This window comes from Sphingomonas sp. IW22 (assembly GCF_041321155.1).
Lineage (GTDB): Bacteria > Pseudomonadota > Alphaproteobacteria > Sphingomonadales > Sphingomonadaceae > Sphingomonas.
Map to the genome: position 1 here is coordinate 1 of NZ_JBGGWB010000014.1, position 10,675 is coordinate 10,675.

General features: G+C 58.2%; 7 protein-coding genes. 3 read left to right on the forward strand and 4 right to left on the reverse strand.

Features of this window, described 5'->3' with window-relative positions; all coding sequences use genetic code 11:
• Nucleotides 1-91: 91 nt before the first annotated feature.
• Nucleotides 92-1,465: a DNA-methyltransferase gene (locus ACAX61_RS19340; protein WP_370716183.1), complete on the reverse strand. Its 1,374-nt coding sequence runs from the start codon at nt 1,463-1,465 to the stop codon at nt 92-94.
• Between the two features lie 122 nt (nt 1,466-1,587).
• Here ACAX61_RS19340 and ACAX61_RS19345 point away from each other — a divergent pair, with 122 nt between their 5' ends.
• Both ACAX61_RS19345 and ACAX61_RS19350 read left to right on the forward strand, forming a co-directional pair.
• Entirely contained in the window at nt 1,588-2,148 is a 561-nt protein-coding gene (locus ACAX61_RS19345; RefSeq protein WP_370716184.1) for a hypothetical protein, read from the forward strand.
• A 27-nt stretch (nt 2,149-2,175) separates the two neighbouring features.
• On the forward strand, nt 2,176-2,646 hold the full coding sequence (locus tag ACAX61_RS19350; protein ID WP_370716185.1) for a hypothetical protein: 471 nt from the start codon (nt 2,176-2,178) through the stop codon (nt 2,644-2,646).
• A 29-nt stretch (nt 2,647-2,675) separates the two neighbouring features.
• Here ACAX61_RS19350 and ACAX61_RS19355 read toward each other — a convergent pair whose 3' ends face one another.
• From ACAX61_RS19355 to ACAX61_RS19365, 3 genes are all read right to left on the reverse strand, one after another.
• A complete protein-coding gene (locus ACAX61_RS19355; protein WP_370716186.1) occupies nt 2,676-4,679 on the reverse strand; it encodes an ATP-binding protein in 2,004 nt (667 codons plus the stop codon).
• Nucleotides 4,676-9,502 (reverse strand): DEAD/DEAH box helicase, encoded by a 4,827-nt coding sequence (locus ACAX61_RS19360; RefSeq protein ID WP_370716187.1) that lies wholly within the window; start codon nt 9,500-9,502, stop codon nt 4,676-4,678. Before ACAX61_RS19360 ends, ACAX61_RS19355 begins: the two co-directional genes overlap by 4 nt.
• A 371-nt stretch (nt 9,503-9,873) precedes the next feature.
• On the reverse strand, nt 9,874-10,086 hold the full coding sequence (locus tag ACAX61_RS19365) for a hypothetical protein (RefSeq protein WP_370716188.1): 213 nt from the start codon (nt 10,084-10,086) through the stop codon (nt 9,874-9,876).
• A 137-nt stretch (nt 10,087-10,223) separates the two neighbouring features.
• Here ACAX61_RS19365 and ACAX61_RS19370 point away from each other — a divergent pair, with 137 nt between their 5' ends.
• A complete protein-coding gene (locus ACAX61_RS19370; RefSeq protein ID WP_370716189.1) occupies nt 10,224-10,559 on the forward strand; it encodes a hypothetical protein in 336 nt (111 codons plus the stop codon).
• Nucleotides 10,560-10,675 lie beyond the last annotated feature (116 nt).

A 10,675-nucleotide genomic window follows, 5' to 3' on the forward strand; every position in this document is an offset into this window, starting at 1 on the left:
GCTCGGTCAGGTTGGGAGCGACTGCGACCAAACTGACAACGAGCAGGGCGAGCGATAGCTCGGCCTCCACATGATGGACGGGTGAATAGGGTTAGGCCGCAAGTGGGCTGTCTTGATCACCATCTTCGGGTTCGGCCAGCACACGCTGTTCAGCCACCGAGAAAAACTCTTTCTCCATCTCGACCCCGATGCTCATGCGACCGGCACGATGCGCAGCAACGCAGGTGCTTCCACTTCCCATGAAGCTGTCGAACACAACGTCGCCTTCGTTGGAGTAGGTGCGGATCAGATACTCCAGCAAGGCGAGCGGCTTCTGAAACGGATGCACACCGTTCTTGTCTTTCGGGCAGAACACGGTGGTCCGAGGGTTATTGGTGGTTCCCTCGTATTTCCGGCCGGGATTATGAGTAACGTTGTCTAGATGCGGCGAATGCGTCGAGCCGCTTACGGTTTGAATGCCCGTCGAACGTTGCCCAAGCGCATGATAGGTATAGCGGCGGGGGGAGCGATTCTTATGAATCGTTGTGCCAGCACTAAAGACGAGAATGTCTTCGTGCTGCTTCAAGGGCCGGTTGCGCGCATGAAGTGATGCGGTAGCTCGGTTCTTGATCCAGACAATGTCATGCTTGAAGAGGTCAATCCCTTCGCAGACCAGCTTGGACGAGAAAGGCTGGGAGCCGAAAAGGATGATCGTGCCGGTCGGCTTGATGATGCGGCGATACTCCGCCCACATTGCCTTCAGATCAATCGTAGGGTCGATTGCGAGGCCCGTGGTCGCATAGGGCGGATCGGCGAGGATGAGATCGACCGAGCCATCCGGCATGGACTTCATGATTTCGAAGCAGTCCCCCCGATGCAGCACGGGCGTGAACTTCTCGGTGGGAGCCGGGGCATCGGCCACACGCTGCCGCACGTCCGTGATCGCGTCGGGCGGCATTGCCCCGCGAGAACGCGCGGGGCGAGTGCCGCCGGTAGTGGCTTCGGAGACCATCGCGTCGTCGGGCCGGTGCTTGGAACGAGGCGAACGGAGCCGCCAGCGAACAGGAGCATCGGCAGCCTCGATCAGGTCGGGAAGCTCGGCCTCCAACTTGGCGAGACGCTTGTAGACCGTGCCGTAAGCAACCCACCGTCCCTTGGAGGCCATCTCGGCACGGATAGCATGCGCGCTCCGCCATTCGGTGCAGAGGGCGTCGAGGAAAAGATCATCAGGGATAGCAGTGCGAATCGGCGTGGTGCTGCCACGAGGCGGCGTGCTGGGATGCTCCACAACCTCGACGCTGATCGCGTCCGCGTCATTCGCCGCCTCGGGAAGGTTCGCGGCGGGTTGGTTGACCAGCGCCCGCAGCCCGTCAAAAAGGCGCTGATACTGGCTTTCAGCCGAAGTGGCGCGGTCATTGGCGGCATCAAGTTGCGCAGTGATAGCTGCGCCAAGCTGGGTGAGGATATCATGGATGGGTTGGGTCATGCGTCACCTCGTCCGTTGGGGCGACCGACCAGATATCGCTCCTCGGGGTGATTCGTCTCCAGCCCTAACGTTTAGATGTGGCCGTTAACTTCACATTTAGTGGGCGAGTTCAAACCCTTCCGATGCAGGAAGAGCGCGAACGCGGCAGGATCATTGGGTTGAGACAACGGCGGATTGCCACCGCCGAATGGGCGGCGAACTTTGTTCCGCTGCTTGCGGAAGCACGCCGAGAACTCCCGATTTACGCGGATACCGGAGAACCATCTCACGACGCATACGCGCGGTGGCTCACTGGAAAGGGTGTTCTCACGCGACGACAGAAAAAGACATGGCACTCGGAATCAGTGCGTCGCCTGTTCGACGTTCACATCGGTCTTATTGATGAGGCAGAACGCGAGTTCGAGATCGCGATGGCAATCGTGAGATTCAAAATGCGCTATGCTGATCCTGCTTCGCGGAAAGCCCTTGCGACTGAAGAGGAAACATCGACGAATGAGCGGGCATCCGCCATTCGCGATGCACTGCGACTGTCTGCTGATTTGCGTGGGCACACCTATGAGGATCGACCGATTCCAGATCGGGTCGAACTGAAATCGACCGTGCAAACGGGCCGCTCACAGCGGCGATCTTCAAGCCAAACGGCGGAAACAGAAACCGCGACGAAGCAGATTTCGCTCCTCTGACGCGCTGCAAGCGCGATAAATATCACCATGAAAAGGCAGGTGAAGAACTGGCGGCACTATGTGGCGCGCGATACGGGCGAATGCACCGTGGTGAGGTCGGGGGGGGAGCGGGAGCGCATCAGCTACCAACTCGGCATTGTTGAGACCGGGAGCAGCCGCGTATTCGCTGGCTACTTCGTCACCGTCACTGTGGATTCGGATGAGGAAATCACAGGCGAGGATTCGGGTTCACTTGTCGCGGCCCTGTGGCGGCTTGCCCGCAATGTATCGGCGCGTGGTCTGCGGCTGCGGTGTGCGGGTATGAGCGGTCAGTGGCGTGAGAGCGGTCTGTCGCAGAACACGGGGTGGGGCTATTTCGGAAGCCATCAGCAGCCCATGCACATGATGGACCTCACGCCGGAAGGTGGCGGTCCTGATACAATCGACGAGATGATCCGTGAGGCGGTCGGGAACATGAAAATCGGTCTCACCGAGAAAGCGGCCGTTCGCGATTCCTAATGACACAGGTGACCACGTTTAGGCTATAGTCAGTCAATCCCCAGCTTATGAAAGAATACTTTGTTGCGCATCTCGGCGTCGTGTAGAAGTTTATCCCAGCTAATAACCTCAATGTAGAGGTGAATATTCTTTCTCCAGTCGAACCAACCCATCGCGTCAGCCATGGGCGTGAAGTTCTGCTCAAACTCAAGCCACTCATTGACTTTTGGCGTGAGGTCGCAGACGATGTAGCCGTAGAAGGGAGTAGTGGCACTGACGCGGATTTCCCGCCCTTTGCTGTTCCTCACCTTACCGTTTCGGATCAGATTTACATAGCGAACTATCTGATTGACCGGGTCTTCCTTGGAAGACGGGTTTACGAAGTCGTCCCGCTGCGGTTTTTTAAACTCGAAAATCGTGACTGGATTACTGGGCTCGTTCTCGGCGCGAAATACGACGGGGCGGTTGAAGACCGTCACGTCCGTGCGATCTAAACTCGATGCCTCTGTCGGCTTATCGGAGATCACGTAAGAGGCGAAGTTGAGCCGCTCGTCCAGCATCCAGAGATTGTGGTCGTTGTAATCGAGACCATCGGAGTCCGCTCGTCTGGGGAAAATAATGTCGTGGACTTCTCCCTCCGATCGATACTTTCCATCTGGGCCAAGCTCAAGCGCTTTACCAAATAAATCTAGCACACAACGTCTCATCGAGACATAATGTATTAGATCGCTTTTGCTTGTTTCGGAAATACTAGCAATAACACTATTGATCTGATCACCTAAATCGTCGCCTTCATCTGCATTTAGGATTGCGGAAACCCGGGTTCTTGTCGAAACTTCACGCTCATATTTCTTCTTCTGAAGAAATATTTCGATCTCCTGATGGGAAGGGGTCATCGGCAGGCCGCTAAAATCGACCTCTTTGCTCAAAACGCGATGCCATGGGGCTTGCGTTTCCACATACTCCGCAATCCGCGCGCCTTTTCGCAGACGCCGCTCGGAAATCTCCGCTCCAACGGCCGACTGCGCTATCTCTGCGGCGCGCTGTTCGATCTGCGTCTGTGAGATGCCGTTCAGCAAGTCCGAGTCAGATTGGAAACGAAACTCACCGCGCTCCAACGACACGTTCTCGTTGAGATAATCGCCAAAGACATACGCCTTGATTACGAAGTTGCGCCCTTTCGCGTCGCCCTGATCTGGCGAAGGCTCAAAAAACTCCTCGGCAAACTCGGGTATGTATGTTTGCAGAGGGTTTTCGGTGACTTCACGGCGGTGTGCCACCAGCGCCACTTTGCTTTTGCTCGCCCTAGGAGCGAAGAACTTGAATACCCTCACATGGAACGTGCGATCGCCATCGGTCGAGGGGAAACTGAAGGTTGGATTTTCGACTGCAAGCTCAACGATTTGCGTATTTTCGCGAGCAAGGTAATCGTTGAGCGCGATGGGCGTCGTCGAGCGATGGTCCCGGATAACGATGCGCGGACAAACACGCTCCTTGTCTACGAAATAGGGCAACAGGCGTTCGACCACGACCCTGCTGATCACGTCCAAGCCCTTATCCGGGAACTTGACGGATTTTATGCCCGAAATCTCAACCTCTGATCCCGTATCAGTAGCATCGGAAGCAGCGACCTTTTCATCGACGACGATTTCGTTGCCGAGCCCCATCCGAAAGGAGCGGTCGAAGAACGAACCGTCTTCAGCGAAAGTGCTCTTGACCTTGACGCGCTCGAAATACTTCAAGCAGGTGAACCGCCCAAAACCCTTACCCCCGTCAGCAGCTTTCAGATCGGTGTAGAGCGTATCAAACGCATCCCGATTGCGCTTGGTGAAGCCAACACCGTTATCCTTCACCACAAACCCATCGACCTCTTCGAGCCGGTCGGTGAGGTCTGGTTGGCCGTTGCGAAGCACGTCGATTTCGACCAAGCCGTCCCCGGCTCCCCTCTGCTCGACCGCTTGGATGCCATTTACCACCAGTTCGACCAGTGGCGTGTAGCTGTTCGTTCCCGACCGGATGTTCTCAACGAGTCGCTTGATATTAACGTTGCTCATGCAAGATCACCAAGGGGCGGCAGCGAGCGAACGATCTTCATTGTCTCCAAGCTGACGGTGATCACCCGCTGGAAAAGTAGCAACGGATAGGCCGGATCGCCCACCGTCTCGGTGGCATAGCGGTTGGCGTCGTTCACGATGCCGCTGGCCTTGTCGGTCTTTACGCACTGCCGTTCCATCACCCATTCCAACGCGGGCTTGCCACTTACCACATACTCATAGGCGTCGAGCGGTATGCCAGTCATGGTAATGTGGGCGTTGTAAACCACCGTTGTCTTGTCGAGCTTCGGGCGCTTACCCGCGAATCGCATCTGCTCAACCCGATAAAAGCTCTGGGGATCGTCGATGTTCGCGAGGCGCAGATCGCCCTGCGCAATGGATACGGGATACGGATCAACGCCCTCGTAGCCGACGTGAAGGTCGGCCAGCTTCCGACCAGCTTCCGCAAAAGCGCGAAAGTTCTCGATTCCCTTCACGGCCGGGATGCGGGGCAACTCCTTTGCAAGGTTGTCCGCGTAGCTCTCCCGATAGGAGGGCGAGTGGAGCACGGCGTAGATGTAGTAGAAGAGGTCGTCCTCGATAATCTCGCTTCCCGGGTATGCCGCTTGGAAGTGACCGAGCCCTTGAACCGATATCCCGCTGCGTTGCCCGACCGCCTTGAGATCGAGTCCTCCGGCTTCACGTCCGGGAGGATCGTAGACGATCAATGGGAAGCATTGCGCTCCACCCATATCGCCAAAGTGAATGCTCGGTGTCAGGTCAGTCATCAACACCGAGAACTCGCCACGAAAACCGGGCGCGGAGAGCGAGATCACGCGGTTCTCGGAGTCGGGTTTCGGGAAATACCTGTCGGTGAGATACTTGCTCCAGTTCAGGCGTCCATCCATGTAGAGCCACTGTCGAGTAAAGGGCCGATAATGCGCCAGTCGGAGCTTGGACTCTTCAAACGTATACTTCTTTCCCGATGACAGATCGGCCAGCGTTTTCTGACACCATTTGAATGAGGCTTCATCGCCACGGGGGGTGTAGGCTTGGTCCAACGAGTTGAAGAACGAAATGGACTTCTGCATGCGGGACGCAAGACCAGCCTTTGAGCTATCGTAGCACCACAAGTCTCGATTGGTTTTCATTCCAGCCGAGTAGGTGGGAAACAGTCCCGCCCCGGTCTTATCGCTGTCAGGCATCGGGACGAACTGCTCGAAGCCAAGCTCGCCCTGATTGAGCCAGTTTCCGCTCTGATCCGGTTCGATGGTCTGCCAGCCATCAGCCTCCGCGATGCCGGAGATGCTGCCAAATCGCGCAACAATCCCGAGCTTCTCCTCGCGCGAGAGATAATCTCCAATATCGTGGAAATGTATTTGACCGCTCTTCTTGGTGGAAGGGTTCTTCACCAGTAAGGAGATAGCGACTGGGGTGCGAGAGCCCAATCCGAATACGTTGTCTTTCTCTCGACGACGGCGTTCTCCTGCCGTTCTGGCATTACCCCGCAGGTGAAACACATAGATGTTTGCGAACTCGTCAGCCAAGCACTTGCGCAGACCATCAGTAGCGTTTCCATCCACCCAACTTCCGTTGCTCACGTAGGCGATCACACCGCTGTCTCCGATGCGATCGCTCGCCCAGCGGATCGCGCGAATGTAGCTGTCGTAGAGCGACCGCTTGTTCGTCATGCGGGTTTCGGCCGCATACGTCTCGCGAATGCGCCCATCGAGTTTTGGGTAAACGACGTTGGCGGCATCGTCGTTGGCGCTGCCTTGCCCGACCGAATAGGGCGGGTTGCCCATGATGACCCGGATGTCGAGCGACTTCTGGCGCGTGCGGCGGCTGCTGTTATCCGCCATGAGGTCGCTGATGAGGTCGCGATCCTGCTCATAAAGCTGGAAGGTGTCGGTGAGACAGATGCCCTCGAACGGCTTGTAATCCCCGCCCGACATCGTGTGATAGACGGCCTCGATATTGATGGCGGCAATGTAGTAGGCGAGTAGCACGATCTCGTTGGCATGGATTTCGTGCTGGTATTTGTGGGCGAGTTCGTCCGGCGCGATCAGTCCAGACTGGAGCAGGCGCGTGATGAAGGTGCCGGTGCCGGTGAACGGATCGAGGATGTGGACGCCCTTGCTGCCGAGCGTCTGACCGAACTCCGACTTGAGCACCTCATTCACCGAGTGGATGATAAAATCGACCACCTCGACCGGCGTATAGACGATGCCGAGCCGCTCGGTCATTCGGGGAAAGGCGTTGCGGAAGAACTTGTCGTAGAGTTCGACGACGATCTTCTGCTTGCCCGCCGCGTTGTCGATCCCGGCAGCGCGCACGCGCACGCTGGCGTAGAAGCGCTCAAGTGACTCGGCTTCCTTGCCGAGGTTCTGCTCGTCGAGCGCGGTGAGAACCTCCTCCATCGCGACCGAGACGGGGTTGTTCTTGGTGAAGCTGTAGCCCTCGAACAGCGCCTCGAAGACCGGGCGCGTGATCAGATGCTGGGCCAGCATCTCGATCGCGTCGTTCTCGCTGATGCTCTCGTTCAGGTCGTCCCTGATTTCGGCAAGGAAGCGCTCGAACGCCGCGCGCTCGGTCGATCCCGGCTGCTGCACGATGGCGGTGATACGGGTGATATGGTTCTGGGCAATCTTGGCGATATCGCCTGCCCAGTCTTCCCAATAGTCGCGCCTTCCACACTTCTTGACGATCTTGGCGCGGATCGCGGTGGTGAACTCGTCGAGCGTGAAGGCAAGCTGGTCCTCACCGCCTGTGGGCTCGCTGCTGCCATCGCGGTCGCCACTATCGGTCGATCCGCCACCCTGACCGATGCCGATGCCGCCAGCCTTCTTTTTCGCCTTTGTCGGCAGCTTGTCGGAAACCGCGATCACCTCGATCTGGCCGCTGACATCGACGCCCAAATCCATCTTGTTGATGGTGGCATCGAAGCGCTCGTCGTGCGCGCGAAGCGCATTGAGAATCTGCCAGACGACTTTGTATTTCTCGTTGTTGTTAAGCGCCTCCTCGGGCGCGACTCCTGCGGGGATACCGACCGGCAGGATGACGTAGCCCATTTTTTTACCGGGAGCGCGGCGCATGACGCGACCGACCGACTGGACCACATCAATCTGCGACTTGCGAGGATGCAGGAACATGATCGCGTCGAGCGCGGGCACGTCCACACCTTCCGACAGGCAGCGCGCGTTCGACAGGATGCGGCAGCTATGATCCTCATGCTCGGCCTTCAGCCATTCGAGTTCACGGGTGCGCGTTTTCGCATTGAAGGTGCCATCGACGTGGTGGACCTCGCAGCCGAGGGGCGGCTCCTCGTCACCGCTGGCGGCTGACGTGAGATATTCCTCTACGACGGCAGAGAACTCGTCACGCACCAGCTTGGAGGAAGCAATGTCCTTACAGAAGGCGAGCGCACGGCGCATATGCCCGGTGTCGGTCGCCACGTCGGCGGCGAGATCGGCCTTGGTGAGGGCCTTGTAGCATCCGACGATCTTGGTCGCGTCGTCGAGCTTGAGGGCGTTGTCCTCGTCCTTGAGGCGGTTTTGGATCGAGGTGCTGACCATCGCCTCATCGACGGCGAGGACGATCACCTTGTAGTCGGTGAGAAGGTCATTCTGGACCGCCCATCCAAAGCCGCGCTGGAATAGTGTCTCGCCATAGAGCGCTGGGTCGTCCATCGAGCATAGCTCGGCGGAAACCTCCTTCGCCTTCGACCGCACGGCGTCACCGAAGATGCGCGGCGTCGCGGTCATGTAGAGGCGTTTCTTGCCCGCGATGAAATCCTGATTGTGGATGCGAACGAAGTTGCTCTCGTCCTCACCTTCCAGCGTCGCGCCGGTCGTGCGGTGCGCCTCGTCGCAGATGATGAGATCGAACTCGGGGAAGCCGTGCTGCTTCTGGGCGTTCGAAATCACCTGAATCGACTGGTAGGTGCTGAAGACCACCGTCATCTCGTCCGGGGCGGATGCCTTCGCCTTGTTGGCGAGCTTCGCCGGATCGGTGGTGGCGGGGTGCGCGAGATCGTGAACGTCGATATCACCGATATCGTCGTTGCCCTTGTTGCGCTTGCCCACCTGCGCGTCCGAGCAGACCGCGAAGGCCCGGAGCGGCGTGGTGGTGTCGAGCGACCACTCCCGCACCGTCTGGCTCATGAGGGCGAGCGATGGCACGAGGAACAGCACAAACTTGCCGGGACCGGCGAGGTCTTCGGCGATCTTGAGGCCGGTGAACGTTTTGCCGGTGCCGCAGGCCATGATGAGCTTGCCGCGATCCGCTTCCGACAGCCCCTCGCGCACCGCCTCCAGCGCCTCGCGCTGATGCTGGCGCACCTCCTTCTTGGGCGCGAGGACGATCTGGTCGTCGGCCAGATAGGTGCGCCAGTCGATCGGGCTCTGTTCGAGCCGCTCCATGCTGATCCGGGTGGTCGAGATATTCTGGCCGTCGAGGGCGTCTTCGGCGTTCTTGCTCCACGCCACCTCGGTCGTGTCGATGATTAGGCGGCGGGTGAACGGGGCTTTGCCCGACGCGGTGAAGAACGAGTCGATATCGGATTTCTGGATGTGGTGGTCGGCGCGATAGAACTTGCACTGGACCGCGCAGAAGCCGCCATCGTCGCGCAGCTTCGCCACAAGGTCGATGCCTGTGTCGGTCTGCTTCCACCCAGCGGCTTCAGCCCACTCGCGGAAGGTCCACGCATCCTCATATTGCTGCGCCATCTCGGGGTCATGCTTCAGGAACTCGACGCACAAACGCTCGAAATACGTGCCCTTCTCGCGCTCGGACTTGGCACCCGAGCGATAGCGTTCCAGCAGATCACGAATAGCAGAAGACACAGAAAACCCCGCCCCAACAACCCTATGACGGGTGATAGCGAAAGAGCAGCGCGCTGTCAGCGACGATGAGAAAAGCCGCTCCGGTTATCCCCGCTGGGGGCAGTGATAGGACCGAGCTAGAACTCCGGTGAGCCGAGCCGCTTCAAAACGCGGCCCCGCACCTCCGCCTCTGCCGCCATCTGCGCCAACCGTTGTTCTGCCAGCGCCCATCGAAACGAACGGGTAGCTGGATCGGTAGCGCGCGCAGGGTCGCGGGGGCTCATCAGCTTGAAAAGTGAAAGGCTGCCCTCGTCGTCACAATAGTCGTCCATTCAATATTTAGGCGCAGCCAGAAGGCTTTTCGGGCCTACATCGGCACGGCTGACACGACACTACTCGTTGCCAGACAGGTTCTCACGAGCCTCGTTCTCACGGCGATCAAGAGCTTCTTCGAGAAGGAGGCGAATGAAATCACCCTGCCTCATTGTGCCGCGCAAAGCGTCAATGCGCGCTTTCGTGCCTTCGCGGGCACGCAGATGGATCGCTTCGTCGAATATCTTGGGCTTGGTCACATAAGCACGAATAGCGGTATCGCTTTCTTTCATCCAGCCCTCACGAACCGATCTCGTTTGACGTTTAACCGATACCGGTTATCTTAACCGATACCGCTTAACAAGCAAGGCTCGACGACGCTGACAGGCGCGGTCGCGTCATGGCTTGGAGCCACCGGTCAAAGGGGGAAATGATGGACGAGAAAACGAGGCGCTTTATCGAGCAAGCCGAATGGCATCGGATGCGCGCCAACGAAGACAGAGTCAGGTTTAAAGCAGGGCAGGAATCTGAAGCTCAACGCGCACACGACAAACGAGTGGCCTATGTCCTGAAATACGGACGTGACGGAGCAGTGGCACGCACGATTAAGAAGTGGGCCGTTGGATTCTTTGCCGTGGCGGTGCTCTCATTCCCAGATATGTTGAAAGATGAAGGCGCAGTCCATGCGTTTTCAATGGCGATCTTTCTACCGCTGCTCGGGTTTGGCATCGGGTGCTATCGGGCTTCCCGACTTCCTCGGGTGTGATCAAGACAGCCCACTTGCGGCCTAACCCTATTCACCCGTCCATCATGTGGAGGCCGAGCTATCGCTCGCCCTGCTCGTTGTCAGTTTGGTCGCAGTCGCTCCCAACCTGACCGAGC

Excerpts from the sequence above, each read along its gene's own strand:
- ACAX61_RS19370 (WP_370716189.1), top strand. The coding sequence starts at position 10,224 with ATGATGGACGAGAAAACGAGGCGCTTTATCGAGCAAGCCGAATGGCAT.
- ACAX61_RS19365 (WP_370716188.1), bottom strand. The coding sequence starts at position 10,086 with ATGAAAGAAAGCGATACCGCTATTCGTGCTTATGTGACCAAGCCCAAG.
- ACAX61_RS19350 (WP_370716185.1), top strand. The coding sequence starts at position 2,176 with ATGAAAAGGCAGGTGAAGAACTGGCGGCACTATGTGGCGCGCGATACG.
- ACAX61_RS19340 (WP_370716183.1), bottom strand. The coding sequence starts at position 1,465 with ATGACCCAACCCATCCATGATATCCTCACCCAGCTTGGCGCAGCTATC.
- ACAX61_RS19345 (WP_370716184.1), top strand. The coding sequence starts at position 1,588 with ATGCAGGAAGAGCGCGAACGCGGCAGGATCATTGGGTTGAGACAACGG.
- ACAX61_RS19355 (WP_370716186.1), bottom strand. The coding sequence starts at position 4,679 with ATGAGCAACGTTAATATCAAGCGACTCGTTGAGAACATCCGGTCGGGA.